The sequence below is a fragment of the Knoellia sp. B-D-2 genome, from assembly GCF_057714695.1.
On record NZ_CM173189.1, the window covers coordinates 2595385 to 2621052 of the forward strand.

The window sequence follows — 25668 nt, forward strand, 5'->3', positions numbered from 1 at the left end:
AGGGCGGGCCACCTGACACAATGACGCCCATGCCCGCACCCGACCGCGCTTCGGCGGCACCCCGGATCCTCTCCGGGATGCAGCCCACCAGTGACTCGCTCCACCTCGGCAACTACCTCGGGGCGTTGGTCAACTGGGTCAAGCTGCAGGACGAGTTCGACGCCTTCTACTTCGTCGCCGACCTCCACGCGCTGACCGTGCCGACCGACCCGGAGGTGCTGCGGCACCGCACCCGGGTCACCGCCGCGCAGTTCCTCGCCGGCGGCGTCGACCCGGAGCGGTCGGCGGTGTTCTGCCAGAGCCACGTCACCGAGCACGCCGAGCTGGGGTGGGTGATGAACTGCCTCACCGGTGACGGCGAGGCCCGGCGGATGACCCAGTTCAAGGACAAGGTGTCCAAGGGCGGCAACGCCAGCGTCGGCCTGCTGACCTACCCCATGCTCATGGCGGCCGACATCCTCATGTACGACGCGGCCTACGTGCCCGTCGGAGAGGACCAGCGCCAGCACCTGGAGATCACCCGCGACCTCGCCGAGCGGTTCAACACCCGCTTCGGCGAGGGCCTCGTCGTCCCCGACGCCTACATCGTCAAGGGCTCGGCCAAGATCATGGACCTCCAGGAGCCGACCACGAAGATGAGCAAGACCGGCTCGTCGCCCAAGGGCCTCATCGACCTCATGGAGGACCCGGCGAGGATCGCCAAGAACATCCGCTCCGCCGTCACCGACACCGAGGCCGAGGTCCGCTACGACCTCGAGCACAAGCCGGGCGTGTCCAACCTCCTCGTCATCCACTCGGTGCTCTCCGGGACCTCCGTGGAGGACCTCGAGGCGTCCTTCGCGGGTCGCGGCTACGGCGACCTCAAGAAGGAGGTCGCGGACGTCGTCGTCGGTGCCCTCACGCCGTTCCAGGCGCGGATGCGCGAGCTCCTCGACGACCCCGCCGAGCTCGACCGCATCCTCGCGTCCGGGGCCGAACGGGCGCAGGTCGTGGCCCGGGCCACCATGCAGCGGGTCCGTGAGCGCGTCGGGCTCCTCCCGGCCGCCCGATAGGGTCGCCGGCGTGCCCAGTCACGGCGTGGCCATCACCGTGCCCGAACCCCACGGGTCGGTGCTGCAGGACGCCCGGGAGCGCTTCGGTGACCCGCTCGCGCGCTTCATCCCCCCGCACGTCACGCTGCTGCCGCCGACCGAGATCGGGGACCGGGCGCTCGAGGCGTTCGAGGACCATCTCGGTGACGTCGCCGCGACGCACCCGCCGTTCCGCATGGCGCTCTCGGGGACCGGCACCTTCCGCCCGCTGTCACCGGTGGTCTTCGTCCAGGTGTCCCTGGGGATCTCGCAGTGCGAGCTGCTCGAGCGCGACGTGCGCAGCGGGCCGGTCGAGCGCCACCTCGAGTTCAACTACCACCCCCACGTCACCGTGGCCCACCACCTCAGCGAGGCCGACCTCGACGTCGCCTTCGACGAGCTCGTCGCCTTCCGCTGCAGCTTCGAGGTCGGCTCCATCGAGCTGTTCCACCAGACCGACGACGGGGTGTGGCGACCCCGGTCGACCTTCGCCCTGAAGGGTTGAGCATGGACAAGGTCAAGGCTCTCTGGGCCCGGGTGCAGGGCACCCCGCTGTGGAAGGCCTGGAAGCGCTACGGCGACTCGCGCGGCAACCTGCTCGCCGGCGGCGTCGCGTACTTCGCGTTCTTCTCGATCTTCCCGGTCGTCGCCCTCGCGTTCACGATCTTCGGGGTCCTGCTTCAGGACAACCAGCAGTGGCTCGACCAGATCAGGGACTACCTCAACGACACGCTCCCCGGCTTCGTCAAGGACGGGGACAAGGGGCTCATCCCGATCGAGGCGCCCGGTGGCGGCGCGTTGACGGTGACGGGTCTCGTCGGTCTCGGGGGACTGCTGTTCGCCGGTCTCGGCTGGCTCGGTGCGCTGCGCGACGGCGTGCGCACGATCTTCGGTGCGGAGGGGGCGCCGGGCAACGTCGTCACGGCCAAGCTGCGCGACCTCGGCGTGCTCGTCCTGCTCGGGCTGGCGATCCTCGTGTCCGCCGCCGTGACCGGGGTCGCGAGCGCCCTCACGTCGTGGGTCGCCGAGGCCATCGGACTCGGGGAGCAGCAGTGGCTGCTGCGTGCGGTCGCCCTCGTCATCGGCGCGCTGCTCGACGGGTTCGTCGTGCTCGTCATGCTGCGGCTGCTGTCCGGCGTCGACGTGCCGTGGCGCGGGCTGGTCGGCGGCGCCGTCGTCGGCGGCATCGGCATCACCCTGCTCAAGGTGCTCGGCACCAGCCTCATCGCCGGGACGACGGACAACCCGCTGTTCGCGTCCATCGCGCTCGTGGTCGGCCTCCTCGCGTGGCTCAACTTCTTGTCGCGCATCATCCTGCTCTCGGCAGCGTGGTCGGCGAACTCGCTGGAGTCCGACGCGGCCGAGAACCTCTCGCAGGGCGAGCGCGACAAGCTCGTCGAGGGTCCCGCGTTGCCCGTCTCGGCCTCTCTGGACCCCGACGTCGAGGACCCGGTGTGGCTCGGACGACCGCCGGCGTCCTTGGAGCCTGCGGAACCCGGTCCGTACACGGGGAAGGTTGTGGCGCCCTCGGCCCGGCGTACCGACGACCGGGTCAACCTCGCCCTGGGCGCCGTGCTGGGTGCCGCTGCTGCGACCGGCCTGGGCGTAGCCGGGCGGCTGATGCGCCGCGTCATCCGCGGGCGCTGAGTCTGGCTCAGGTGGTTCGCAGGACGCTCGGGGCGGCTCGGTGCAGGGCGTCCCGCCAGTCAGGGAGGGCGTCGATGCCCGCCGAGGCCCACATGTCGTGGGCCAGCACGCTGTAGGCAGGACGCGGTGCCGGAGTCGGGAAGTCGATCGTGCTGATCGGCTGCACCCGCTGGGGGTCGAGCCCGAGCTCCTCGAAGACCGCTCGGGCGAACCCGTGCCACGAGGTCTGCCCGGCAGAGGTGCCGTGCCAGGTCCCGAAGGGGGCCTCGGTCCCGACGAGGCGGAGAATCCCCTCGGCCAGGTCGGCGGTCCAGGTCGGCTGCCCAATCTGATCCGCGACGACGGTGAGGGTGTCCCGCTCGGCGGCGAGGCGCTGCATCGTCGTGGCGAAGTTACTTCCCCCGGCGCCGTAGAGCCAAGCGGTCCGAACGATCCACGACTGGGGGCACTCGGCCCGGACGGCCCACTCGCCCGCGGCTTTGGTCCGCCCGTACGCCGACAACGGCGCGACCACAGCGTCCGCGGCATACGGGGTCGAGCCGGAGCCGGCCACGACGTAGTCGGTCGAGACGTGGACGAGGCGAGCCCCGTGCCGGTGCGATGCGCGAGCGACGTTCGCGGCGCCCACCGCGTTGACGGCGAAGGCCTGCGCCTCCTCCGTCTCGGCCCGGTCGACGGCGGTGTATGCCGCGAGGTTGGCGACGACGTCGTGACCGGCGACCGCGGCGTCACACGCAGCGGGATCGGTGATGTCGAGGTCGGCGTGGCGCACGGCCGTGACCTCGTGGCCGGCGTCCACGAGCAGGGGGAGGAGGTCGTGGGCGAGCATGCCGCCCGCCCCGGTGACGAGCCAGCGCGCCATCAGCGGGGGACGATGCTCTGGACGGCGGCGTACTTGGCCTCGGTCGCGTCCTTCTGCGGTCGCCACCAGTCCTCGTTGTCGCGGTACCACTCGATCGTTGCGGCGAGCCCCTCACGGAAGCTGGGGTACTCCGGGGCCCAGCCGAGCTCGGTCCTCAGGCGGGTCGGGTCGATGGCGTAGCGCCGGTCGTGCCCGGCCCGGTCGGTGACGTGGTCGTAGTCGTCCGCGTCCCTGCCCATGAGCTCGAGGAGGTCGCGGACCACGGTCTTGTTGTCCACCTCGCCGTCCGCGCCGATGAGGTAGGTCTCGCCGACCTGCCCCCGCTCGATGATGGTCCAGACGGCCCGGTTGTGGTCGTCGACGTGGATCCAGTCGCGGACGTTGAGGCCGTCGCCGTAGAGCTTGGGGCGGATGCCGTCGAGGACGTTGGTGACCTGGCGCGGGATGAACTTCTCGACGTGCTGGCGCGGGCCGTAGTTGTTGGAGCAGTTCGAGATCGTCGCGGCGATGCCGAACGAGCGGACCCACGCGCGCACGAGCAGGTCACTGGCTCCCTTGGTCGAGGAGTACGGGCTGGACGGGTTGTAGGCCGTGGCCTCGGTGAACCGGCCCGGGTCGTCGAGGTCGAGGTCGCCGTAGACCTCGTCGGTCGAGACGTGGTGGAACCGGGTGCCGTGGCGGCGCACGGCCTCGAGCAACGTGTAGGTCCCGATGACGTTGGTGTGCACGAACGGCCACGGGTCCGTCAGCGAGTTGTCGTTGTGCGACTCGGCGGCGAAGTGGACCACCAGGTCGGCTTGGGACACGAGTCCGTCGACGAGCCCCGCGTCGGTGATGTCACCCACGACGAGACGGACGCGGTCGTCGAGCCCGGCGAGCGAAGCCGCGTTCCCGGCATACGTCATCGCGTCGAGGACCGTGATCGTCGCGTCGGGGCGGGTGTCGGCGGTCAGGTGGAGGAAGTTCGACCCGATGAAGCCGGCTCCGCCGGTGACGAGGATGCGCACGGTGCTCAGGGTACTGATGGACCGTTCCTGCGGATCACTCTTGACGGATCGATAGGGTTCGGCGCATGAAGGGGATCATCCTCGCGGGGGGCTCGGGCACACGTCTGCACCCGATCACGCGTGCCATCAGCAAGCAGCTCATGCCCGTCTACGACAAGCCGATGATCTACTACCCGCTGTCCACGCTGATGATGGCGGGCATCCGCGAGGTCCTCATCATCACGACCCCGCAGGACCGCGAGCAGTTCGTGCGCCTCCTCGGTGACGGCAGTGACTGGGGGATCGAGCTCTCGTATGCCGTCCAGCCCAGTCCCGACGGCCTCGCCCAGGCCTTCGTCATCGGCGCCGACTTCATCGGGTCCGACTCCGTGGCGCTCGTGCTCGGGGACAACATCTTCTACGGCGCCGGGCTCGGGCGATCGCTCCAGACGCTCTCCGGGGTCAGCGGCGGGCACATCTTCGCCCACCACGTGGTCAACCCCACGGAGTACGGCGTCGTGGAGTTCGACGACGACGGCCGGGTGCTCTCCATCGAGGAGAAGCCGGCCGCGCCCCGGTCGGGCTACGCCGTGCCCGGCCTCTACTTCTACGACAACGACGTGGTGGGGATCGCTCGCGATCTCAAGCCCAGTGCGCGGGGCGAGCTCGAGATCACCGCCGTCAACGACGTCTACCTGCAGCGAGGCGACCTCGCGGTGACGGTGCTGCCGCGGGGGACCGCGTGGTTCGACACCGGGACCTTCGAGGGGCTCATGGACGCGAGCCAGTTCGTCCACCTCATCGAGGCCCGGCAGGCCACGAAGATCGGCTGCGTCGAGGAGATCGCGTGGCGGGCTGGCTGGATCGACGACGAGAGCTTCCGCGCCCTCGGCGACGCCCAGGTGAGGAGTGGCTACGGCGGCTACATCCATGCGTGCCTCGAGCACGGCAAGGAACTCCCCTGATGCAGATCGAGCCGCTCGCGGTCGAGGGCGCGTACGTCGTCACGCCGCGGCAGATCGCGGACGGCCGCGGCCGCTTCCTCGAGTCCTTCCGCGGCGACCTGCTGGCCGAGCGCCTCGGCCACCGGCCGGACATCGTCCAGACCAACGTGTCGGTGTCCTCGAAGGGGACCGTCCGCGGCATCCACTTCGCCGACGTCCCGCCGGGCCAGGGCAAGTACGTCACCGCGCTCACCGGTTCGCTCGTCGACTACGTAGTGGATCTGCGCGTCGGCTCGCCCACCTTCGGGCAGTGGGACTCCGTCCTGCTGGACACGGTCGACCGGCGCGCGGTCTGGATCGGCGAAGGGCTCGGGCACGCCTTCCACGCGCTCGAGGACGACACCACGGCGATGTACCTCGTGACCGCCACCTGGAACCCCACCGGTGAGCACGGCATCCACCCGCTGGACCCGGCGGTGGGGCTCGACCTCCCGGCCGCCCTCGCGGTGACGCTCTCCGCCAAGGACGAGGCCGCTCCGACGCTCGCCGAGGCGGAGCGGTCAGGTCTCCTGCCGACGTATGCCGCGTGGCAGGCGCACATGGCCTCGCGCCGAGGCTGAGTCACGACGCTGGGTCAGGCCGCTGGCGCCGGGAGCGCCGAGCGCGGCGTCCGCTCCGAACGCCCGACCCGCGCCACCTCGTAGTGACCGACGAGCTGCTCGGTGAGCGACTCCCACGAGCGCCCGCGCACCGCCTCCTCGGCGGCCGCCCCCATCGCCACGCGCCGGCGGGGGTCGGCCACGAGCGCGGCCACGTGGTCGTGCAGGGACCCCGGCCGGTCCGGGTCGAAGAGCAGGCCGGTGCGGCCGTGGTCGACGAGGTCGAGCGGCCCGCCCCGGGCCGGTGCGACCACGGGTACCCCGGACGCCGCCGCCTCCTGGAGGGTCTGGCCGAAGGTCTCGCGGGTGCCGGTGTGCACGAACACGTCGAACGCGGCATACGCCTGCGCCAGCGACACACCGTTCTGGCGACCGAGGAAGAGCGGTGAACGGTTGGGGCGGCCCGGCATCGTGGCGACCGCCTCGGTGAGCAGGGCCCCCACCTCGGCGCGGCTGGGACCGTCGCCGACGACGACGAGCCGGGTTCCCGGCAGGCGCGCCACCTCGGCGAGCCGCCACAGCTCCTTCTCGGGGGCGAGCCGACCGACGTAGCCGAGGACGACCTCGCCGCCCGGTGCGAGCGCCCGGCGCAGGGCCGCACCGTCCGGGGCGGTGCGCCAGCGCGGCGAGAACACGGTCGTGTCGACACCGCGTCCCCACAGGTCGGTGCGGGGCACGCCGCGCGCGCGGAGCTCCGCCAGGGTCGCGCGGGAGGGCGCCAGGGTGAGGTCCGCGTGGCCGTGCATCCGGCGGATCCAGTGCCACGAGGCCTCGGCCGCACCGGCCCCGAGGCGACCGGGTCCGCGCTGCGCGAGGTAGCCGGGCATGTCGGTCTGGTAGATCGCGACGGACGGTGTGCCGGTGCGGTGGGCGAGCTGGAGGGCGCGGGCCCCGAGGACGAACGGCGACGCGGCGTGGACGACGTCGGGGGCGAAGTCGTCGATGGCCCGACGCAGCGCCGGCGTCGGCAGGCCCGTGGGGAACTGACGCACGGAGAACGACGGCAGCCCGCGCACGGCGAACCCCTCGAACGACTCCGGCGCGGGCCCGGGCGCGATGATGAGGGCCTCGTGGCCGAGCGCGCGCAGGCCCTGGGCCACGCGGCATACGCTCGTCGTCACGCCGTTGAGCGTCGGCAGGAACGACTCCGTCACCAGGGCGATGCGCACGTGCCCACGGTGGCGCGCACGGGTGCCGATGCGGCGGCGGGCGCTGGTGGGTCGGGTGAGCAGCGCGTGAACGTCAGACGCCGGGGAGCGTGACGAGGTAGACCTCGCCGCTGCCCGTCACCGAGACCTTCTGGTCCCGCGCGGAGAGGTATGCCGCCCGCACCGGTCCCAGCTCGAGGCTCGCCCCCGCGGTGGTCAGGGTGACCTCGCCGTGGAGGCAGAACACGATGCGCGGCGTGCCGTCACCGGGCAGGACGACGTCGGCGGGCGCACTGAGGCGGCGCAGGGCGAACCGGTCGGACCTGCTGGGGAAGCGCACGGTCGCGGGGAGCTCTGGATCGGGCTCGGGGTGGCCGACGCAGCCGTCCTCGTCGGGGTCGACGATGCGCAGCAGCTCTGGCACGTCGATCTGCTTGTGCGTCAGTCCCGCCCGGACGACGTTGTCGGAGTTGGCGAGGACCTCGATGCCGAGACCGCTGACGTAGGAGTGGAGGACCCCTGCGGGCACGTCGACGTACTCGCCCGGCTCGAGCACCCGGTGGTACATGAGCAGCAGGACCGCGATGCCGATGTCGTCTGGGTGGTCCTCGGCGACGTGGGCGATGGCGGCGCACTGGTGGCCCTCGTCGTCCGGGCTGGCCGAGGCCCGGACGCAGGCGGCGACGAGCTCGCGGACGAATCCGACGTGATCGTCGTGCGGCACGGCGAGGATCGAGCGGAGCAGGGCGTGCTCCGGGTCCGGCTCCCGGGCAGCCGCCTCGACGAGCGATGTGAGCCGCGGGACGCCGAGCCGCTTCGCCAACGCGCTGACCTCGTCGAGGGTGCGCATCCCGACGAACACCGTGAAGGGGGCGATCGCGACGAGCAGCTCGGGCTTAGCCCAGTCGTCGACGTAGGTCGCGTCGCCGTCGCGCTCGCGCACCTCTCGAGCCTGCTGGGCGGTGGGATGCGCCTGGATGGAGATCGCCCGACCCGGTGCCAGCACCTTGAGCAGGAACGGCAGCCGGCCCTCGAAGTCAGCGGCGCACCGCTCACCGAGCTCGGCGACCGGGTGCTGCCGGATGACCTCGGCGAGGGTGGTGGCCACGCCGTCCCTCCTGATCCCGGAGGGGCCGCTCTCGTGGGCGCCCATCCACAGCTCGGACTCGGGCTCGGCGCTCGGGATGCCCCGGCCCTGGAGGCTCGCGATCGACACGTGGGACCCCCAGGCGTCGGTGAACAGCACCGGCTCCAACAGATCCATGCCATGACCCTTACCCAGGACGACGTGTGTTGACTCGGCACGGAGCCTAGTCGGCGCGGGTCGGGCCGCCCGCTCGGCGTGACTACGCTGACGCCCATGGCAGAGATTCCCGGGTTCTGGGCCGTCATCCCCGCTGGGGGTGCGGGGACGCGGCTCTGGCCGCTGTCCCGGGCGGGCCATCCGAAGTTCCTGCACGACCTCACCGGTTCGGGACGCAGCCTGCTGCAGCAGACCCTCGACCGGGTCGCGCCGCTCGTGGGGGAGCGGGTCGTCGTCATCACCGGCACGGCGCACGTCGCCGCGGTGCGCGAGCAGCTGCCCTCGCTCGGTGACGACCAGGTGCTGGCCGAGCCGGCGCCACGCGACTCGATGGCGGCGATCGGCCTGGCCGCCGCGTTCGTCGAGGCCCGAGACCCCGAGGCGGTCATCGGGTCGTTCGCCGCCGACCACGTCATCCCGGACGCCGAGGCCTTCCACCGGTGTGTCGCCGAGGCCGTCGAGGTGGCCCGAGACGGGCTGGTCGTGACCATCGGCATCGAGCCGACCCACCCGTCGACCGGCTTCGGCTACATCCAGATGGGGTCGACGATCGCCGGGGCCCCCACCGCCCGACGGGTGCGCCAGTTCGTCGAGAAGCCCGACGCCGGGCGAGCCGCGGCCTACCTCTCCACCGGTGAGTTCCGCTGGAACGCGGGCATGTTCGTCGTGCGAGCCAGCATCCTGCTCGACCTGCTGCGCCGGTGGCACCCGGAGATGGCCGACGGCGTGCGAGCCATCGCGGCCGACCCCGGGCGGCTCGAGGAGGTGTGGCCGACCCTCGAGAAGATCGCGATCGACCACGCCGTCGCCGAGCCGGCGGCCGACATCGGGGTGGTCGCCGTCGTCCCCGGTGACTTCGCGTGGGACGACATCGGTGACTTCTCGAGCCTGGCCGCGCTGCTGCCCGCGCCCGAGAGCGGCCCCCGGGTGCTCGGCGACGCGTCCCTGGTGCACTCGGTCGACTCCACCGGTCTGGTCTCCCCGCGCGGTGGCCGACCCGTCGCCGTCGTGGGGCTCGAGGACGTCGTCGTCATCGACTCGGGGGACGCGGTGCTCGTCACGACGAGGGAGCGGGCCCAGGACGTCAAGCACATCGTCGAGCAGCTCAAGGCCCTCGGCCGCACCGACCTCACCTGATCCCGCTGCCCGCTTCCCCTTGCGTCAGCGTCGACGGTTGCTCTAGCAACCGTCGACGCTGACGCTGCGAGAGGGGAGGTGAGGGGGCAGGCCGGGTCAGGCGGCGTCGCGGACCTTGTATGCCGCGAACGCCGCTCCCGTGACCGCCGCGGCGACCGCGGCGGTCACGAGCACCGGCGTCCAAGCCCACTCCCCGCCGGGCAGGTTCGGGACGTGGGCGAACGGCGAGAGTTGGATGATCCAGTCGGGCAGCCCGATGGTCCGCCCCAGCTCGCCCAGTCCGAAGGTGAGCGCGAGCACGCTCCAGCTGATGGCCGGCGCCCACGTCGGGGTCACCGCGGCCGCGAGCAGCGCGACGGCGACGATGACCGCCATCGCGGGGATGCGCGCTGCACCGGCCGCAACGAGCTCACCGAGGCCCGGCACACCCGCACTCCCCGCACCGACGAGCCCGATGACGAGTGCCATCGTGAGGACCAGGGTCGCGGGGAGGGCGAAGGCGTGAAGTGCGTGTGCGCCCAGCCAGGAGGAGCGCGAAGTCGAGGTGGCCAGCACCGACTCACCGCGACCGGCGTTCTCCTCGCCCACGATCCGGAGGGCGATGGCGACACCTGCGGCCGAGGCCGCCACGGAGACGAAAGCGAGCTCGGTCGCGAGGAAGATGTCGGTGATGGTCCCGGCGCTGCCGCCCAGCATCCGCAGCATCTCGACGATTCCCGGGTCCTCGGCCATCTCGGCGACGGCGGGCAGCAGGCTGCCGAGGACGCCGCCAAGCACGACGAAAGACACGAGCCAGCCCACGACGGAGGGCCGGGCGAGGCGCCACACGAGGCCGACGGGGGTACCGAGGGTCTCGCTGCCGCGGTCCGGCCCCGGCCGCGCGGGCACGAGTCCCGCACCGAGGTCGCGATGCTCGAGCAGCCAGAACGCGAGCGCCACGAGGGCCAGCGCGAAGGCGACCGCGAGGGCGAGGACCCAGAACCGGTTCGCGCCGTAGGCGGCGACCTTGCTGGCCCAGCCGAACGGGCTGGCCCACGTCAGCACCCCTGCGGCGCCACCGGTCGTGTCGCCGATCGCGCGCACGAGGAACATCACCCCCATCACGCCGAGGGCGATGCCGGCGCAGGCCCGGGCGCTGGCCGTGAGCTGGGCGGCGACCGCGGTGACGCCGATCATCGCCGTGCCGGCCACGACCCACGCCACCCCGAGGGCGGCCGACCCGACCGGGTCGAGGCCGACCAGGGTGAGGCCGACGGCGGAGAGGGCTCCCGCCCCGACGACGGCGAGTCCGGCGAGGGTGACGGCGGCCACCAGCGGTGCCCTGCGTCCGACCACTCCGGATCCGACCAGTTCGAGGCGACCGACCTCCTCCTCGACGCGTGTGTGGCGGCGCACCACGGCATACGCAAGAAGCCCGACGAAGACCGCACCCATGAGCACCGTCTTGAACACCGCGAGCGCGTCCCGGTTGAGGGCGCCGATCGGGCCGTACATCGCGACGATGCCCGGGTTGGCGAGGACCGAGCCCAGCCCGTCGCGCGCGGCCGCCTCGCTCGGGTAGAGCGCCAGGGTCGCCTGCCCCGATCCGACGGACAGGACGGTGAGGGCGAGGAGGCTGACCGGGATGAGCACGCGGTCACGCCGCCACGCGAGCCGCAGCAGGGTGCCGGTGCCGGCGAGGGCGGTCATGGCACCCGCGCCCGCAGCTGCTCACCCTCCCGGGCGGCCGGCGTCGCCACGGCGTAGTGCGCGAGGAAGAGGTCCTCGAGGCTCGCCGGCTCGCAGGTGAGGGCGGTGATCCCGAGGGCGTCGAGCCGGCTGACCGCGTCGCCGACGTGGGCGGCCTCGACAGAGAAGCGGATGTCGGTGCCGGTCACATCGACGAGGACGTCCTCGATGCCGGGCCACTGCGCGATGCCTCGTCCGACCGGGGTGCTCACCGTGGCGTGGACGGTGGAGCGGGAGAGGTGGCGCAGCTGCGTGAGCGTGCCCGACTCGACGATGCGCCCATCGCGCACGATGCTCACGCTGTCGCACGCGTGCTCGACCTCGCTGAGCATGTGGCTCGAGAGCAGCACCGAATGCCCGCGCCCCTTGGCAGCCCGCAGCTCGTCCTGGAACGCGTGCTCCATGAGCGGGTCGAGGCCCGCGGTGGGCTCGTCGAGAAGCAGCAGGGACGCGTCGGAGGCGAGGGCGGCGATGAGGGCGACCTTCTGGCGGTTCCCCTTCGAGTAGGACCGGGCCTTCTTCGTCGGGTCGAGGCCGAACCGCTCGACGAGGTCGCGTCGGCGCTGCCCGTCCATCCCCCCGCGCAGGCGGGCCAGGAGGTCGATCGTCTCGCCGCCGGTGAGGTTGGGCCAGAGCGCGACGTCGCCCGGCACGTAGGCGATGCGTCGGTGCAGCTCGGTCGCGTCCCGCCACGGGTCGCCGCCGAGCACCGTGGCCGTGCCCGAGTCGGACCGGAGGAGTCCGAGGAGGATGCGGATCGTCGTGGACTTCCCGGCGCCGTTGGGGCCGAGGAAGCCGTGGATCTCACCCTCGGGGACGGTGAGGTCGAGTCCGTCCAGGGCCGCCGTGGGCCCGAACGTCTTGCGCAGGTCGCGGGTCTCGATGACGTTCACGTCCCCAATCTACAGCGGTTTCACAAGTTCGTGAATGCTCTAAACTCGCAGGTATGCCGTCCCGTTCCACCGCGATCCCTCCTCCCTCGGTCCCTGCCGAGGCGCGCGAGGTCTCGCACGAGGTCTCGCACGCCGTGGTCGAGCGGCTCGGGGCCGCGCTCGCCGCGGCAGGCTTCCCACCCATGCCCGCCCGCGTGTTCGCCGCCCTCCTCGTCGACGAGGACGGGCGGATGACCGCCGCGGAGGTCGCCGAGGAGCTCTCGGTCAGCCCGGCGGGGGTGTCCGGTGCCGTCCGCTACCTCGGCCACGTGGGCCTGCTCCGGCGCGAGCGGGAGCGCGGGGGGCGCAAGGACGTGTTCGTCGTGCTCGACGACGCGTGGCACGGCGCCCTGACGAGCACCGACCAGGTCTACGCACCGATCATCGCGGCGCTCGCCGACGGGGTCGCCCACCTCGGCGCCGGGTCGAGCGCGGGGGAGCGGCTGCAGCTGTCCCGCGAGTTCCTCGAGTTCGTCACCGAGGAGATGCAGGGCATCCTTGCCCGGTGGGACGCCTACACCCGCACCCGCACCCGCCCCCACCCCCACCCCCACCCCCACCCCCGCACCCGCTGACCCGGGACCCACCCACCCCCCTCCTGCTTGCGTCAGCGCCAGTGGTCGCTAGAGCGACCATCGGCGCTGACGCAACGAGGGCGCACGGCGGAAGGGGCGGGCGCCAGTAGCATGGCGGTCTCATGACTGACACCCTCACCGCGATCGGAGCCAGCGTCGCGTCGGCGCTGCCCGAGCTCATCGACTTCCGGCGCGACCTCCACGCCCACCCGGAGCTGGCGCGCCTCGAGTCGCGCACCACCGAGGCGGTCGCGGCGCGCCTCGACCGCGCCGGGGTGCGGGTTCGCAGGCTCCCGGGCACGGGCCTGGTCGCGGAGGTCGGAGCCGAGCAGCCGGCATACCGGGTCGCCCTGCGCGCGGACATGGACGCCCTGCCCGTGCAGGAGAGCACCGGGCTCCCGTTCTCCTCCACCGTCGACGGCGTCGCGCACGCGTGCGGCCACGACGTCCACGTGAGCGCCCTCCTCGGCGCGATGCTCACCCTCAGGGAGCTCGAGCAGGACCTGCGCGAGCGGGGCACCGCGGTCCGCGCGATCTTCCAGGCGGCCGAGGAGGTCATGCCCGGAGGCGCGCACGACGCGATCGCGGCCGGGGTCATGGACGGGGTCGACGCGATCTTCGCGCTGCACTGCGACCCGTCGCTCGACGTCGGACAGGTCGGGCTGCGCGAGGGGCCGATCACCGCCGCGTGCGACCACCTGCGGGTCGTCCTCACCGGTCGGGGAGGTCACACCTCGCGCCCCCAGCTCACCGAGGACCTCACCTACGCGCTCGCCAAGGTCGTCACCGACGTGCCGGCCGCGCTGTCCCGACGGCTCGACCCGCGCGCCGGCGCCGCCCTCGTCTGGGGCGTCATCAGGGCCGGGACGGCGAGCAACGTCATCCCGAGCACGGGGGAGTGCAGCGGGACGCTGCGGATGCTCGACGCCGAGGCCTGGGCCACCGTCGGGCCGCTGCTCGACGAGATCGTCCAGGGAGTCGTGTCCCCCTACGGGGTCGACGCGCGGCTCGAGCGCATCAAGGGCGTGCCACCGGTCGTCAACCAGACCGACGCCATCGACGCGCTGCGCTTCGCGTGCCTCGGCGCCGGCCTGCAGGTCGCCCCGACGCTGCAGTCCCTGGGCGGCGAGGACTACTCGTGGTACCTCCCGCACGCTCCCGGCGCCATGGCGCGCCTCGGGACCCGCACCCCCGGCGGCCGCACCTTCGACCTGCACCAAGGTGACGTCGTCATCGACGAGGACTCGATCGGCGTCGGTGCCCGGCTGCTGGCATCGGTCGTCGTCGCACACACCGTCAAGGCCGGTGGCGACCGGCTCGCCGACCTCCACTCCATCACGATCGAGGCAGGCCAATGAGTGACATCGACTGGAATGCGTTGCGGGAGAAGGCCGTCGAGATGACAGCACTCGCCTATGCGCCGTACTCGAACTACCGCGTGGGCGTCGCCGGGCTCACCGACGACGGCCGGATCGTGGCCGGCTGCAACGTCGAGAACGCTGCGTACGGCGTCGCCCTGTGCGCCGAGTGCGGGATGGTCTCCGAGCTGCACGCGACCGGCGGGGGCCGGCTCGTCGCCGTCGCCTGCGTCGACGGCCGCGGCGAGCCCCTCATGGCCTGCGGCAGGTGCCGACAGCTGTTGTGGGAGAACGGCGGCGCCGCATGCCTCGTCATGACGCCCGAGGGCATCCGAACCATGGAGCAGATCCTTCCGCAGGCCTTCGGGCCGGAGAATCTCCGACAGATCTGACGGCCCCGCGGTGGGTGACATGATGACGCCATGAGCGAGAGCCACGACGCCGTCGACGTCATCACCACCAAGCGGGACAAGCGCGAGCTGAGCGACGACCAGATCCGCTGGGTCATCGACGCCTACACGCGCGGAGCGGTCGCCGACGAGCAGATGAGCGCTCTGGCCATGGCCGTCCTGATCAACGGGATGAACCGGCGCGAGATCGCCACGTGGACCGCGGCGATGATCGCGAGCGGCGAGCGGATGGACTTCTCGTCGCTGTCGCGCCCGACCGCCGACAAGCACTCGACCGGTGGTGTCGGCGACAAGATCACGCTGCCCCTGGCGCCGCTCGTCGCGGTCTTCGACGTCGCCGTCCCACAGCTGTCCGGACGCGGCCTGGGCCACACGGGCGGGACCCTCGACAAGCTCGAGTCGATCCCCGGGTGGCGCGCCGACCTCACCAACGAGGCCATGCTGGCCCAGCTCGACGACGTGGGCGCGGTCATCTGCGCGGCCGGCACGGGCCTGGCGCCGGCCGACAAGAAGCTCTACGCCCTGCGCGATGTCACCGGGACCGTCGAGGCCATCCCGCTCATCGCCAGCTCGATCATGAGCAAGAAGATCGCCGAGGGCACGGGCGCCCTCGTCCTCGACGTCAAGGTCGGGTCCGGGGCGTTCATGAAGAACCGCGAGGACGCGACCGAGCTGGCGCGCACGATGGTCGAGCTCGGCACGGATGCGGGCGTCAAGACGGTCGCCCTGCTCACGAACATGCAGACCCCGCTCGGCCTGACCGCCGGCAACGCGCTCGAGGTGCGGGAGTCGGTCGAGGTGCTCGCCGGCGGCGGTCCCGAGGACGTCGTCGAGCTCACCGTCGCCCTCGCGCAGGAGATGCTCGCCGCGGCCGGTCGCGACGGCGACGACGTCGCCGCGGCGCTCCGGGACGGCCGAGCCATGGACGCGTGGCGCCGGATGATCGCGGCCCAGGGCGGCGACCCGGACGCGGAGCTGCCGGTCGCCCGGCACACCGAGGAGATCCTCGCTCCGGCCGACGGTGTGCTCACCCAGCTCGATGCGTATGCCGTGGGAGTCGCCGCGTGGCGGCTCGGCGCCGGTCGTGCCCGCAAGGAGGACCCGGTGCAGGCCGGTGCCGGCATCGAGCTGCACGCCAAGCCCGGCGCCGTGGTGCGCGGGGGCGAGAGGCTCATGACCCTGCACACCGACACCCCCGAGCGGTTCGAGCGCGCGAAGGAGGCGCTCGAGGGCGGCTTCACCATCGCTCCCGAGGGCTCGCGCCCCGACCTCCTCCCCCTCCTCATCGACAGGATCTCCTGATGACCCTCGGTTCCGTCGCCTCCGCCGAGTCCGTGGTCCCCGGCTCGTCCGCCGTGCCTGCCGTCTCCGCCGACATCGTCGCGCGCGCCCCCAAGGCGCTCCTCCACGACCACCTCGACGGTGGCCTGCGGCCGCAGACGATCATCGACCTCGCTGCCGAGTCGGGCTACGACCAGCTGCCGGCCACCGACACCGACGAGCTCGGGCGCTGGTTCCGTGACAGCGCCGACTCCGGCTCGCTGGAGCGCTATCTCTCGACGTTCAGCCACACCGTCGCGGTCATGCAGACGCCCGAACAGCTGCGCCGCGTGGCGCGCGAGTGCGCCCTCGACCTTGCCGCCGACGGCGTGGTCTACGCCGAGTCGCGCTTCGCCCCGGAGCTGCACGTCGAGGGGGGCCTCGCCCTGACCGAGGTCGTCGAGGCGGTCCTCGAGGGACTGCGCGAGGGTGAGACCGAGGCGGCCGCGGCCGGCACGCCGATCCGGATGGTCTCGCTGCTCACCGCCATGCGTCACGCCGCCAAGAGCGACGAGATCGCCGAGCTGGCGATCCGCTATCGCGACCAGGGAGTCGGCGGGTTCGACATCGCCGGCGCCGAGGCGGGTTTCCCACCGAGCCGGCACCTCTCGGCCTTCGAGTACCTCCGCCGCGAGAACGCCCACTTCACCATCCACGCCGGCGAGGCCTTCGGGCTGCCGAGCATCTGGGAGGCGATCCAGTGGTGCGGCGCCGAACGGCTCGGCCACGGAGTCCGCATCGTCGACGACATCACGAACGACGGTGACACGCACACGCTCGGTCGGCTCGCGGCATACGTGCGTGACCGTCGCATCCCGCTGGAGATGTGCCCGACCTCCAACCTCCAGACGGGTGCCGCGGAGTCCGTTGCGGCACACCCGATCTCGCTGCTCAAGGAGCTGCGGTTCCGCGTCACGGTCAATACCGACAACCGGCTCATGTCGGGAACGTCGATGTCGCGCGAGATGCAGCTCCTCGTCGACGAGGCCGGCTGGACGCTCGACGACCTGCGGTGGGCGACGATCAACGCGATGAAGTCCGCGTTCATCCCGTTCGACGAGCGGCTCGCCATCATCGAGCGGGTCGTCAAGCCGGGGTATGCCGCCCTGTTCGCCGCGACCTGACCCTCACCGTCGCCGTCCTCGTGGCGGTGTTCAGGCCAGGGGGTCGGGCGGCAGGACGCGCCGGGCGCGAGCCGCCTCCGCCTGCATCCGGGCGAGGTCACGGTGCCGCCGCTCGGCGAGGACGGCACGCAGGACCCACTCCGGGTGGATCCCCGGCGGGGGCTGCGGCGACACGTGGCGCAGCACCTGTTCCCCGAGGTCGTGGCCGAGGTGGTGGCGCGCCTGCGGCGTGAGTCCGCCGGTGCGGGTGAGGAACTGGCGCACGCCGATGGCCAGTGACGCCGGCAGCGGCCCGATGTCGGCGGCCCGGACCCAGTGCTCCAGCGCCGCCGGGGCCTCGGGTGGAACGGTGACCTGGAGCTTGTGCCGCAGCGACATGACATAGGTCCCCGCCGCCATGTCCCCGAGCCTCTTCGCCCGCGGGTGGACCACGGCGGCGACGATGGCCGGCGCGCCCTGCAGCAGGTAGAACTCGACGAATCCGACGAGGTGACGGATGACGCTGTGCCGCAGCGTGATCGGCCCGCCGTCGTCCCGGACGGTGCAGAGCCCGAGCGCGTACTTGCCGGGGCTGCGGCCCTTGGTCAGCACCTCGAAGCCGACCGGCAGGATCACCGTGAGCGAGACGAGGAGCAGGATCCCGGCGGCCTGCGCCACCGCGTCCGACATGCCGCCGACGAGCATGCCCGCACCGAAGAAGCTGCCGAGCGCGAGGGCGAAGGTGATGACGAGGTCGATGAGCCGGGAGCCGACCCGGCTGGGCACGCTGGCCACCGGGACCTCGACCGAGACTCCTTCGCCGGTGACGAGGTCGTCGCCGGCGTAGGTGCGGTACCCGCCGTCCACGCTCATGCAGCCGAGGCTATCCCGCGGCACCGGCGCATAGAGTGACGGCGTGGACCTCGACGCCTACATCGCCACCCACGTGGGTCAGTGGCGCCGGCTCGAGGAGCTCGCCGGCCGCCGTCGGCTCACCGGCGCGGAGTCCGACGAGCTGCTCGACCTCTACCAGCGCGTGTCCACGCACCTCTCGGTCGTGCGCTCGGCGAGCCCGGACCCGTCGCTGGTCAGCTACCTCTCGTCGGTCCTCGCCCGCGCGCGGCACACGGCCACGGGGAGTCGAGCCACGACCTGGCGAGACCTCGGAGCCTTCTTCACGCAGACCTTCCCGGCGGCGCTCTACCGGACCCGCCGTTGGTGGCTCGCGACCATGCTCGGCAGCGTGGTGCTGGCGTTCGTCGTCGGGGCGTGGGCGGTGCGGCACCCCGAGGTGTTCACCCAGCAGATGACCCAGCGCGAGATCGACGCCTACGTGGGCACGGACTTCGAGAACTACTACTCCGAGTTCCCGCACCACGAGTTCGCGACGCTCGTGTGGCTCAACAACGCGTGGGTCGCGGCGCAGTGCATCGCGCTCGGCGTCCTCGGGCTGCCGGTCCTCTGGGTCCTCGCGCAGAACGTCATCGCCGTGGGGATCGCGGGCGGCCTCATGGTCAGCTACGACCGGGGGGCGCTCTTCTTCGGGCTGATCCTCCCGCACGGGCTCCTCGAGCTGACGGCGGTCTTCGTCGCGGCGGCCGTGGGGCTGCGCCTGTTCTGGTCCTGGATCGAGCCGGGACCCCGCTCGCGGCTCGACTCGTTGGCCGCCGAGGGTCGCACGGCGGCGGGGATCGCCCTGGGGCTCGTCGTCGTCCTCTTCGTCAGCGGCGGGATCGAGGGGTTCGTGACGCCGTCCGGCCTGCCGACCTGGGCGCGCATCCTCATCGGCGTCGTTGCCGAGTCCCTCTTCTTCGCGTACGTCTTCGTCGCGGGGCGCCGGGCCGCACGGGCCGGGGTCACCGGCGACGTCGCCGAGAGCGACCAGTCCGCCTCGGCCCCCGTCGCCGCCTGACCCACCCCCCCTTCCCCTCCCCTTCCTCCGCAACGTCAGCGTCAACGGCGGTTCTAGCGGCCCTTGACGCTGACGTTGCGCGGGTGCCTGGGGGCCGCGGTGCGGGGCGCCGCTCACCCCTGCCACCCGCGTGCTCTGAGGAGTCGTGCCAGGGCGTCGAAGAACGGGTCCGGGTCGCACCGCAGGGTGAGCACCGACAGGGGGATCGCTGCCTCACCCTCCGCCTGCAGATCCGTGAGGCGCAGCTCGTCCCGCATCGCGACGTCGAGCGCGTCGTGCCCCGCGCCGTTCACCTCGACGACGACGCCGTACCGCTCCCATCGGGCGTCGAGGACCACCCGACCGGTCGGCAGCCGGTGCACCACCTGTCGAGTCGGCTCGGGCAGCCCCCGTCGCCGGCACTCGGCGGTGAAGTCGAGCTCGTTGAGGGACTCGGCTCCCAGCGCGATGTCGCGTATGCCGGCCCGCAACGCTTTGCGGAACCGGTGCCGTCTGACGCGCTCCAGCTCCCTCTGGACGTCCTCGGCGCGGACGATCCGTTGTTGGATGGGCATGACGAGGCAGAGCATGGCCTGGCGGACGCTCACCGACCAGAGAGCAGCCTGGACCGCTGCCACGGGTGGTGTCGATCGACGGATCCCAGCGGTCACGACGTCCTCGGCGCCCCACCGTCGGGTCTCGTGGAGGACGACGCCCGGAGTGGGGGACTTCTCGTCGCCGCGTCGGACCCACACGTGGGGGGACGGCTCGGTGAACCCGACGAGGCCGTGTGCGTGCAGGGCCGTGATGCCTCCGAGCGCGGCACTCGGGCCCACGGACAGGAGGGCATGACGCCACGCGGCCTCGCCGGTCGGGGCGCCGGTGAACGCCAGCACTCCCTTTCGGGGCAGCACCTGCCACGTGCCGCGCGCCACGTGAGCCCGCCGCTGCCCGCGTGTGACCCCGGCGGCGCGAAGCTCCGACATCGGCAGGATGCCGAGCCGCTCCTCGATCAGGGGAGTGATGTCGGGGCGGGGTCGCTGGAGCGGCATGCGTCGACGATGTGGGTTCGGGCGGGCCGGTCACAGGGGTGAATTGGCGGCCTGTGGACACCGGAAGGCGGGCCGAGCCGCTGTGGACGGCACCCGGCATACGCATGACGTCAGCGCCAACGGTTGCTAGAACGACCCTCGGCGCTGACGCAAGCGCGGGGTGGTGCCGGGACGTCAGCGTCGGTGGTTGCTAGAACGACCGTTGGCGCTGACGTTGCGAGGGAAGGGACGGGAGGCGAGGGCGGGGTCAGAGGAGGCCTTGGCGCTTGAGGGCGAGGTAGTGGTCGACGAGGGCGAGCGGCAGCCGGTCCGGCGTCTCGTCGAGCACCTCGACCCCGAGCGAGCGGAACGCCGTGGCCGTCCGACCACGCAGGGCGACGGTGCGCTCGGCCGCCGCGGCGGCGTACACCTCGGTCGCCGAACCCCGCCCGGCCCGCAGCAGGTCCACCGCCGGGTCGGAGACCGACGCGACGACGACCCGGTGCCGGGCCGCCAGCGCCGGCAGCACCGGCAGCAGCCCCTCCTCCAGCGCGGACGACTCGAGCGGCGTGATGAGCACGACGAGCGCCCGCTGGGTACCCACCCGGCTCACCTCGGTGGCGAGCAGCCGCCAGTCGGCCTCGACGAGCTGGGCCTCGACCGGCGCGAGCTCCGAGATGGCGTCGTGCAGGGTGCGCACGCGGTCGTGGCCGGACACGTGGGCCCGCACCACCCGGTCGCCGGCGATGAGGTGGATCCGGTCGCGGGCGTGGCCGGCGATGGCGGTGAGGAAGAGGGCGGCGTCCATCCCCGAGTCCAGCCGGGGGGCGTCGCCGATGCGCCCGGCGCTCGTGCGGGAGGAGTCGAGCACGATGATGATGCGGCGGTGCTGCTCCGGCTGCCACGTGCGCACGACGAGGTCGCGTCGCCGGGCGGTCGCGCGCCAGTCGATCGAGCGCACGTCGTCGCCCTCGACGTAGTCGCGCAGGGAGTCGAACTCGGTGCCCTGCCCGCGGGTGCGCATGGCGGCCCGCCCGTCGAGCTGGCGCAGCACGGCGAGCCGGCTCGGGATGTGCCGGCGCGACGGGAACGCGTGGAGCACGCGCAGCCGCCCCGGCACGTCGACCGACGCCTGCCGTGCGGCGACACCGAGCGGCCCGCGCAGCCGGAGGGTGACGCGGTCAGCATGCCGGTCGCCGCGCCGGGTCGGCGTGAGGACGGTGGTGAGCCGAGTGCGTTCGCCTCCGGCCAGGCGGAGCGTATGCCGGGTCAGCTCGGCTCCCGCGGACGGCGGCCAGGCGTCCCGCAGCACCCCGACGGCGGTGCGGGTCCCCGGGTTGGTGACGAGGAGCGAGGTCCGCACCGACTCGCCCAGCCGCACCGAGGGCGGCAGCTCGCGCTCGAGGTGCAGGTCCCGCGGCCGGGGCGCAAGCCAGGCGTCCACGCCGGCGGCGACCGCGCACAGCAGCAGCCACAGCCACACCGTCGAGGCGGCGGGCCGGAGCACCACCGGGACGATGCCGAGGAGGACGAGCCACAGGGCTCGGGCGGTCAGGGCCATGAGCAGGTCAGCGAGGAACCGGGACGGAGCCGAGGGCGCTGTCGAGGACGGCCGAGACGTCCACCCCCTCGAGCTCGGCCTCCGGGCGCAGGGACAGCCGGTGGGCGAGCGTCGCGTGGGCGAGGGCCTTGACGTCGTCGGGGGTGGTGTAGCCGCGCCCGTTGAGCCAGGCCCAGGCACGCGCCGTCGACATGAGCGCGGTCGCCCCGCGTGGGCTGACCCCGAGCGAGAGGGACGGTGACGTGCGCGTCGCGCGGGCGATGTCGACGACGTAGGCCGCGACGTCGTCACTCACCTCGACCTGCCGGACCGCGTGCGCGCCGGCCTCGAGGTCGGTCGTCGAGGCGACCGGGCGCAGCCCCGCGGCCGCGAGGTCGCGCGGGTCGAAGCCGTCGGCGTGCCGCCGCAGGACCGCGACCTCGTCGGCGCGCGGCGGGAGCGGCAGCGTCACCTTGAGGAGGAAGCGGTCGAGCTGGGCCTCCGGCAGCGGGTAGGTGCCCTCGTACTCGACGGGGTTCTGCGTCGCCGCCACCATGAACGGGGACGGCAGCGGGTGCGGCGCGCCGTCCACGCTGACCTGGCGCTCCTCCATCGCCTCGAGCAGGGCCGACTGCGTCTTCGGCGGCGTCCGGTTGATCTCGTCGGCAAGCAGGATGTTGGTGAACACCGGCCCCTGGCGGAAGGTGAAGTCGCTCGTGCGGACGTCGAAGACGAGCGAGCCGGTGAGGTCGCCCGGCATGAGGTCGGGGGTGAACTGCACCCGCTTGGTCTGCACGTCGAGTGCCTGCGACAGCGACCGGACGAGCAGCGTCTTGGCGACACCCGGGACGCCCTCGAGGAGGATGTGCCCCTGGCAGAGGAGGGCGACGAGCAGGCCCGTCACCGCGGCGTCCTGGCCGACCACGGCCTTTGCCACCTCGGCGCGCACCTGGAGCAGGGCGTCACGCGCCTCGGGCGCGGTGGGCTGGGGCGCGGCCGGCCGGGGCGAGGCGAGCTGGGGCGTGGGGTTCTCGGTCATGGGCGGTGTGCCTTCTCCTCGAGTGCGGTCAGGTCCTGGGCGAGCCGCACGAGGGCGGCGTCATCGGTGGGGTGGGGTCCGGCGACGAGGTCGAGGACCTCGCTCACCGGCTGCCCGGTGGCGGCGGAGGTCGCGCGGGCGACGACGTCGACGGGGTCGCCGCGGCGCAGGCCGAGACGCGAGCGGAGCCGGTCGAGGGTGGCCAGCCGGAGGACGGCCGCGGCCCGGGGGCGGTCCTGCGCGCGGCGGTACAGCCGGCCGCGGCTCTCCGTGGTCTCGATGGCGCGGACGACGACGGGGAGCGGCTCGCGCACCAGCCGTCCGAGCCGCCGACCGCGGACGAGCGCGAGGACGAGGAGCCCGGTGGCGAGCAGCGCCAGCGCCGGGGCGAACCAGGCCGGCAGCAGCCCGCCCTCCGCGCCACTGTCCTCGCCGGCGGCCAGGTCGGCGACGCCGGGCTGGTACCAGACCAGCCGCGGCGAGCCGCCGAGCAGCCGGAGGGCGATGGCCGCGTTGTCCTCCTGCGTGATCGCGCCGTTGGCGAACCCGGTCTGGCTGCCGACGACGGTCAGGGGTGCACGGTCCGACGACGCGGGGAGGTCGACGAGCCCGGCGCCGTGGTCCCCGGCCCCGCCGTCGTCACCTCCGTCGCCCTCGGCCGACTCGATCGTCAGGGGGAAGCAGACCCGGACGTCGTCGGCGTCGGCGGCGTCCCCGGCCTCGTAGCGCGTGTCGATCCCTACGAGGGAGTCGCCCTCGTCGACCGGGCCGATGTCGCACCGGCTGTCGACCTGCACGCCGGCCCCGACGGGCAGGGCCGTGACGTCGGCGCCGAGCGCGCGCAGCTGCGCCGTCGAGGGCGAGAGGACGACGAGGCGGTCGACACCCGTCGAGGACTCTCGCAGGGAGCGCGCCGCCGCCGTGCCGAGGTTGCTCGGGTTGGCGACGACGACCGTCGTGTCCGCGCGGCGGGCCCGGAGCGAGGACGCCGCCTCGTCGATGGACGTCACGGGTTCGACGTCGACACCGTTCTGCTCCAGGACGGCGACGAGGGCGGCGGCTCCGGCGGGACCGACCCCCTCGGGCTCCATGGCCTCGCCGGGGGGAGTGGAGACGATGGCGATGCGGGCGAGGGCGCCGACACCCAGGGCGACGACGAGGGCCCACAGGGCGGAGCGCCGCCAGCGGCCCGTGACGGTCACGACGACACCACGGTGCCGGCCAGCTCGGGCCGGGCCCGGGCGAGCCGCTCGTCGAGCGCGAGGACGGCCCGGGCGTCGGCCTCGACGCCACGGTCGTGGCCGTAGCGGACGGCGTCGAACCGGTCGGCGGAGCTGCGCAGGCCGGCATACTCCGTCGGGAAGGCACGCGAGAGCTCGAGGGACGCCTCGTGGGCGGTCCGTCCGGGCAGCTCGTCGAGGATCGTCCGTTCGACGGCCGACGCGACGATCGCCCGGTAGGCGTCGAGCAGCGCTGTCTCCCAGTCGCCGTCGCTCACGGCGCGCTGCGCGCGATCCCGGTATGCCGTGGCGTCGACTCCGCGGTCGTCGAGCACGCCGCCGTGGTCACCGCCACGACGGGAGCGGGCCTCGGGCCGGAGCAGCAGCCCGACGACGAGCGCCAGGACCGCGAGCCCGACGAGGAGGACGAGAGCGAAGACCCACGAGGGCAGGCCGGGGCCGGTGGTGTCGAAGAGCCCGAGGAGCCACTCCTGGAAGCGGTCCCAGAGGCTGGGCTCGACGTCGTACCGCGCCTTGGCCAGCTCCTCCTCGAGCCAGCGACGTCCCTCGGTGCGGGACGGGTCGAGAGGTGGCGCGTCGAGGAGCCCGAGGCCCGGCGTCATGCCTGGGCGCGGGGCCAGGGCGCGGCGGCGGTGCCCTGTGCCGTCTGGACGAGGTGCACGTCCAGGCCTTCACGACGGATGCGCTGGTCGACGTAGAGGAGGGAGTCGATGCCGGCGGTGATGGGGGTCGTGATCGCCCCCGCGACGACCCCGGTGGCGCCGGTGATGACGGCCTGCCAGATGTACATCTGGTCCATCGGGAGGCCCGCGAACACGAGACCGGCGCCGATGAGGGCCAGGGGCGCGGTGATGAGCGAGCCGGTGATGCCGATCGCGAGGGAGGCCAGCAGGCGGATGCCGAGCAGGCGCCAGAACGGCTGGCCGCCGGTGAGCCGCCACGACCGCGCGAACGCCTGCCCGACGGGGAGGTTCTCGAGGATGAGGGAGGGCGTGACGAAGGCGAGCCGGGTCCACAGGAAGAGCATGAGGACGACGGCGACGAGCACGCCCGCGAGGAGCGCGAGGACCCCGGCGGCGAGCATCCCGTCACTGCCGGTGCTGTCGGCGGCGACGATGAGGACGACGGGCAGCCCGATGATGGCGGCCAGCGAGACGACGAAGACGAGCGAGGTGAGCAGCGTTGCCCCGGCGAGGGCCCCGATGCGGCGGCTCGTGCCCCGCCAGGTCTCACCCGCGCTGACCTTGCGGCCCAGCACGGCCTGGCCGATGACGTAGGCGAGGAACCCCGCGAGCAGGATCGTCGAGAACCACGACCCGATCGACGGGATGAACGACCCGAGCGAGCCCATGAGGCCCGCGGTGTCGCTGCTGGCGAACGAGTCCTCGAGCGGGACCGAGGACTCTTGGCTCGACACCCACGCCCCCAGCGCCGTGAACGGGACGAGGAAGACCAGCGAGGTGAGGGCGGCCAGCCCGACGGTGGCGGCGACGTTGCCGCGGACAGCGCGGAAGACGCCACCGAAGACGTCGTTCATGCCCAGGGGGCGCAGCGGGACGATTCCGGGCCGGAAGTCCATCCTCGGCGGCAGCCACCCGCCCGGCGGGGGGACGTAGCGGGAGGGCGGCGGGACCTGCGGGGAGGCGGGACCGGGCCGGTCGGCATACCCGCCGGGAGGCGGCGGTGGCCCCTGGTCCGGGCGTCCGGAACCCTGACCGGGTGCGGTCCAACCCTGGTCGCTCAA

At 72.9% G+C, this 25668-nt stretch carries 25 protein-coding genes; 12 read left to right on the forward strand and 13 right to left on the reverse strand.

Annotated elements, in window-relative coordinates; translation table 11 throughout:
* Nucleotides 1-20 precede the first annotated feature (20 nt).
* Genes trpS through AC3EU2_RS12320 form a run of 3 tightly spaced genes read left to right on the forward strand, consistent with a single transcriptional unit; the run spans nucleotide 21 to nucleotide 2717 of the window.
* The gene (trpS, locus tag AC3EU2_RS12310) at nucleotides 21-1052 is read left to right on the forward strand and encodes a tryptophan--tRNA ligase (RefSeq protein ID WP_488176585.1); all 1032 of its coding nucleotides are present in this window, start codon (nucleotides 21-23) and stop codon (nucleotides 1050-1052) included.
* 10 nt (nucleotides 1053-1062) lie between these two features.
* The gene (locus AC3EU2_RS12315) at nucleotides 1063-1575 is read left to right on the forward strand and encodes a 2'-5' RNA ligase family protein (protein ID WP_488176586.1); all 513 of its coding nucleotides are present in this window, start codon (nucleotides 1063-1065) and stop codon (nucleotides 1573-1575) included.
* Nucleotides 1576-1577: 2 nt separating this feature from the next.
* Nucleotides 1578-2717 carry a YihY/virulence factor BrkB family protein gene (locus tag AC3EU2_RS12320; RefSeq protein WP_488176587.1) on the forward strand — a complete coding sequence of 380 codons (1140 nt, stop codon included), beginning with the start codon at nucleotides 1578-1580 and terminating at the stop codon, nucleotides 2715-2717.
* A 7-nt stretch (nucleotides 2718-2724) separates the two neighbouring features.
* Here the strand turns inward: AC3EU2_RS12320 and rfbD are convergent, their stop codons facing one another.
* Together rfbD and rfbB are read right to left on the reverse strand one after the other, a co-directional pair.
* Nucleotides 2725-3579 carry a dTDP-4-dehydrorhamnose reductase gene (gene rfbD, locus AC3EU2_RS12325; protein ID WP_488176588.1) on the reverse strand — a complete coding sequence of 285 codons (855 nt, stop codon included), beginning with the start codon at nucleotides 3577-3579 and terminating at the stop codon, nucleotides 2725-2727.
* A complete protein-coding gene (gene rfbB / locus AC3EU2_RS12330) occupies nucleotides 3579-4586 on the reverse strand; it encodes a dTDP-glucose 4,6-dehydratase (RefSeq protein ID WP_488176589.1) in 1008 nt (335 codons plus the stop codon). Before rfbB ends, rfbD begins: the two co-directional genes overlap by 1 nt.
* 65 nt (nucleotides 4587-4651) lie before the next feature.
* Between rfbB and rfbA the strand changes: the two genes are divergently transcribed.
* A complete protein-coding gene (gene rfbA / locus AC3EU2_RS12335) occupies nucleotides 4652-5530 on the forward strand; it encodes a glucose-1-phosphate thymidylyltransferase RfbA (protein WP_488176590.1) in 879 nt (292 codons plus the stop codon).
* Nucleotides 5530-6129, forward strand: coding sequence for a dTDP-4-dehydrorhamnose 3,5-epimerase family protein (locus AC3EU2_RS12340; protein WP_488176591.1), 600 nt, complete (start codon nucleotides 5530-5532; stop codon nucleotides 6127-6129). Before rfbA ends, AC3EU2_RS12340 begins: the two co-directional genes overlap by 1 nt.
* 14 nt (nucleotides 6130-6143) lie before the next feature.
* Here AC3EU2_RS12340 and AC3EU2_RS12345 read toward each other — a convergent pair whose 3' ends face one another.
* A complete protein-coding gene (locus AC3EU2_RS12345; protein ID WP_488176592.1) occupies nucleotides 6144-7337 on the reverse strand; it encodes a glycosyltransferase family 4 protein in 1194 nt (397 codons plus the stop codon).
* A 73-nt stretch (nucleotides 7338-7410) separates the two neighbouring features.
* Nucleotides 7411-8580, reverse strand: coding sequence for a mannose-6-phosphate isomerase, class I (gene manA / locus AC3EU2_RS12350; RefSeq protein WP_488176593.1), 1170 nt, complete (start codon nucleotides 8578-8580; stop codon nucleotides 7411-7413).
* 96 nt (nucleotides 8581-8676) lie between these two features.
* Between manA and AC3EU2_RS12355 the strand changes: the two genes are divergently transcribed.
* Nucleotides 8677-9756, forward strand: a complete 1080-nt coding sequence (locus tag AC3EU2_RS12355) for a mannose-1-phosphate guanylyltransferase (RefSeq protein WP_488176594.1) — start codon at nucleotides 8677-8679, stop codon at nucleotides 9754-9756.
* A 96-nt stretch (nucleotides 9757-9852) separates the two neighbouring features.
* Here AC3EU2_RS12355 and AC3EU2_RS12360 read toward each other — a convergent pair whose 3' ends face one another.
* Both AC3EU2_RS12360 and AC3EU2_RS12365 read right to left on the reverse strand, forming a co-directional pair.
* Nucleotides 9853-11445, reverse strand: a complete 1593-nt coding sequence (locus AC3EU2_RS12360; protein ID WP_488176595.1) for an ABC transporter permease — start codon at nucleotides 11443-11445, stop codon at nucleotides 9853-9855.
* Entirely contained in the window at nucleotides 11442-12377 is a 936-nt protein-coding gene (locus AC3EU2_RS12365; protein WP_488176596.1) for an ABC transporter ATP-binding protein, read from the reverse strand. The genes AC3EU2_RS12360 and AC3EU2_RS12365 overlap by 4 nt, the downstream gene beginning before the upstream one ends.
* A gap of 53 nt (nucleotides 12378-12430) precedes the next feature.
* Here AC3EU2_RS12365 and AC3EU2_RS12370 point away from each other — a divergent pair, with 53 nt between their 5' ends.
* The 5 genes from AC3EU2_RS12370 (at nucleotide 12431) to AC3EU2_RS12390 (ending at nucleotide 17203) form a co-directional block, all read left to right on the forward strand.
* Nucleotides 12431-12991 carry a GbsR/MarR family transcriptional regulator gene (locus AC3EU2_RS12370; RefSeq protein WP_488176597.1) on the forward strand — a complete coding sequence of 187 codons (561 nt, stop codon included), beginning with the start codon at nucleotides 12431-12433 and terminating at the stop codon, nucleotides 12989-12991.
* 122 nt (nucleotides 12992-13113) lie between these two features.
* Nucleotides 13114-14349, forward strand: coding sequence for an amidohydrolase (locus AC3EU2_RS12375; RefSeq protein WP_488176598.1), 1236 nt, complete (start codon nucleotides 13114-13116; stop codon nucleotides 14347-14349).
* Nucleotides 14346-14741, forward strand: coding sequence for a cytidine deaminase (locus AC3EU2_RS12380; RefSeq protein ID WP_488176599.1), 396 nt, complete (start codon nucleotides 14346-14348; stop codon nucleotides 14739-14741). The genes AC3EU2_RS12375 and AC3EU2_RS12380 overlap by 4 nt, the downstream gene beginning before the upstream one ends.
* 30 nt (nucleotides 14742-14771) lie before the next feature.
* Complete coding sequence (locus tag AC3EU2_RS12385) at nucleotides 14772-16061, forward strand: thymidine phosphorylase (protein WP_488176600.1); 1290 nt, start codon at nucleotides 14772-14774, stop codon at nucleotides 16059-16061.
* On the forward strand, nucleotides 16061-17203 hold the full coding sequence (locus tag AC3EU2_RS12390; protein WP_488176601.1) for an adenosine deaminase: 1143 nt from the start codon (nucleotides 16061-16063) through the stop codon (nucleotides 17201-17203). Before AC3EU2_RS12385 ends, AC3EU2_RS12390 begins: the two co-directional genes overlap by 1 nt.
* 30 nt (nucleotides 17204-17233) lie before the next feature.
* On the opposite strand, the gene AC3EU2_RS12395 is transcribed toward AC3EU2_RS12390, so the two are convergent.
* Nucleotides 17234-18055: an RDD family protein gene (locus tag AC3EU2_RS12395; protein WP_488176602.1), complete on the reverse strand. Its 822-nt coding sequence runs from the start codon at nucleotides 18053-18055 to the stop codon at nucleotides 17234-17236.
* A gap of 43 nt (nucleotides 18056-18098) precedes the next feature.
* Here AC3EU2_RS12395 and AC3EU2_RS12400 point away from each other — a divergent pair, with 43 nt between their 5' ends.
* Nucleotides 18099-19094: a stage II sporulation protein M gene (locus AC3EU2_RS12400; protein ID WP_488176603.1), complete on the forward strand. Its 996-nt coding sequence runs from the start codon at nucleotides 18099-18101 to the stop codon at nucleotides 19092-19094.
* Nucleotides 19095-19207: 113 nt separating this feature from the next.
* Here AC3EU2_RS12400 and AC3EU2_RS12405 read toward each other — a convergent pair whose 3' ends face one another.
* The 6 genes from AC3EU2_RS12405 to AC3EU2_RS12430 form a co-directional block, all read right to left on the reverse strand.
* Nucleotides 19208-20125, reverse strand: a complete 918-nt coding sequence (locus AC3EU2_RS12405) for a hypothetical protein (RefSeq protein ID WP_488176604.1) — start codon at nucleotides 20123-20125, stop codon at nucleotides 19208-19210.
* Between the two features lie 247 nt (nucleotides 20126-20372).
* Complete coding sequence (locus AC3EU2_RS12410; protein WP_488176605.1) at nucleotides 20373-21665, reverse strand: DUF58 domain-containing protein; 1293 nt, start codon at nucleotides 21663-21665, stop codon at nucleotides 20373-20375.
* Nucleotides 21666-21672: 7 nt separating this feature from the next.
* Nucleotides 21673-22683, reverse strand: a complete 1011-nt coding sequence (locus AC3EU2_RS12415; protein ID WP_488176606.1) for an AAA family ATPase — start codon at nucleotides 22681-22683, stop codon at nucleotides 21673-21675.
* The gene (locus tag AC3EU2_RS12420; RefSeq protein WP_488176607.1) at nucleotides 22680-23885 is read right to left on the reverse strand and encodes a DUF4350 domain-containing protein; all 1206 of its coding nucleotides are present in this window, start codon (nucleotides 23883-23885) and stop codon (nucleotides 22680-22682) included. Before AC3EU2_RS12420 ends, AC3EU2_RS12415 begins: the two co-directional genes overlap by 4 nt.
* Nucleotides 23882-24526, reverse strand: coding sequence for a DUF4129 domain-containing protein (locus AC3EU2_RS12425; protein WP_488176608.1), 645 nt, complete (start codon nucleotides 24524-24526; stop codon nucleotides 23882-23884). Before AC3EU2_RS12425 ends, AC3EU2_RS12420 begins: the two co-directional genes overlap by 4 nt.
* On the reverse strand, nucleotides 24523-25668 hold the full coding sequence (locus AC3EU2_RS12430; protein ID WP_488176609.1) for a glycerophosphoryl diester phosphodiesterase membrane domain-containing protein: 1146 nt from the start codon (nucleotides 25666-25668) through the stop codon (nucleotides 24523-24525). The genes AC3EU2_RS12425 and AC3EU2_RS12430 overlap by 4 nt, the downstream gene beginning before the upstream one ends.

Coding starts and splice junctions, on each gene's coding strand:
- AC3EU2_RS12415 (WP_488176606.1), bottom strand. CDS start 22,683: ATGACCGAGAACCCCACGCCCCAGCTCGCCTCGCCCCGGCCGGCCGCG.
- AC3EU2_RS12390 (WP_488176601.1), top strand. CDS start 16,061: ATGACCCTCGGTTCCGTCGCCTCCGCCGAGTCCGTGGTCCCCGGCTCG.
- AC3EU2_RS12405 (WP_488176604.1), bottom strand. CDS start 20,125: ATGCCGCTCCAGCGACCCCGCCCCGACATCACTCCCCTGATCGAGGAG.
- AC3EU2_RS12380 (WP_488176599.1), top strand. CDS start 14,346: ATGAGTGACATCGACTGGAATGCGTTGCGGGAGAAGGCCGTCGAGATG.
- AC3EU2_RS12340 (WP_488176591.1), top strand. CDS start 5,530: ATGCAGATCGAGCCGCTCGCGGTCGAGGGCGCGTACGTCGTCACGCCG.
- AC3EU2_RS12410 (WP_488176605.1), bottom strand. CDS start 21,665: ATGGCCCTGACCGCCCGAGCCCTGTGGCTCGTCCTCCTCGGCATCGTC.
- AC3EU2_RS12385 (WP_488176600.1), top strand. CDS start 14,772: ATGAGCGAGAGCCACGACGCCGTCGACGTCATCACCACCAAGCGGGAC.
- AC3EU2_RS12370 (WP_488176597.1), top strand. CDS start 12,431: ATGCCGTCCCGTTCCACCGCGATCCCTCCTCCCTCGGTCCCTGCCGAG.
- trpS (WP_488176585.1), top strand. CDS start 21: ATGACGCCCATGCCCGCACCCGACCGCGCTTCGGCGGCACCCCGGATC.
- AC3EU2_RS12425 (WP_488176608.1), bottom strand. CDS start 24,526: ATGACGCCGGGCCTCGGGCTCCTCGACGCGCCACCTCTCGACCCGTCC.
- rfbD (WP_488176588.1), bottom strand. CDS start 3,579: ATGGCGCGCTGGCTCGTCACCGGGGCGGGCGGCATGCTCGCCCACGAC.
- AC3EU2_RS12395 (WP_488176602.1), bottom strand. CDS start 18,055: ATGAGCGTGGACGGCGGGTACCGCACCTACGCCGGCGACGACCTCGTC.
- AC3EU2_RS12355 (WP_488176594.1), top strand. CDS start 8,677: ATGGCAGAGATTCCCGGGTTCTGGGCCGTCATCCCCGCTGGGGGTGCG.
- manA (WP_488176593.1), bottom strand. CDS start 8,580: ATGGATCTGTTGGAGCCGGTGCTGTTCACCGACGCCTGGGGGTCCCAC.
- rfbA (WP_488176590.1), top strand. CDS start 4,652: ATGAAGGGGATCATCCTCGCGGGGGGCTCGGGCACACGTCTGCACCCG.
- AC3EU2_RS12375 (WP_488176598.1), top strand. CDS start 13,114: ATGACTGACACCCTCACCGCGATCGGAGCCAGCGTCGCGTCGGCGCTG.
- AC3EU2_RS12320 (WP_488176587.1), top strand. CDS start 1,578: ATGGACAAGGTCAAGGCTCTCTGGGCCCGGGTGCAGGGCACCCCGCTG.
- AC3EU2_RS12360 (WP_488176595.1), bottom strand. CDS start 11,445: ATGACCGCCCTCGCCGGCACCGGCACCCTGCTGCGGCTCGCGTGGCGG.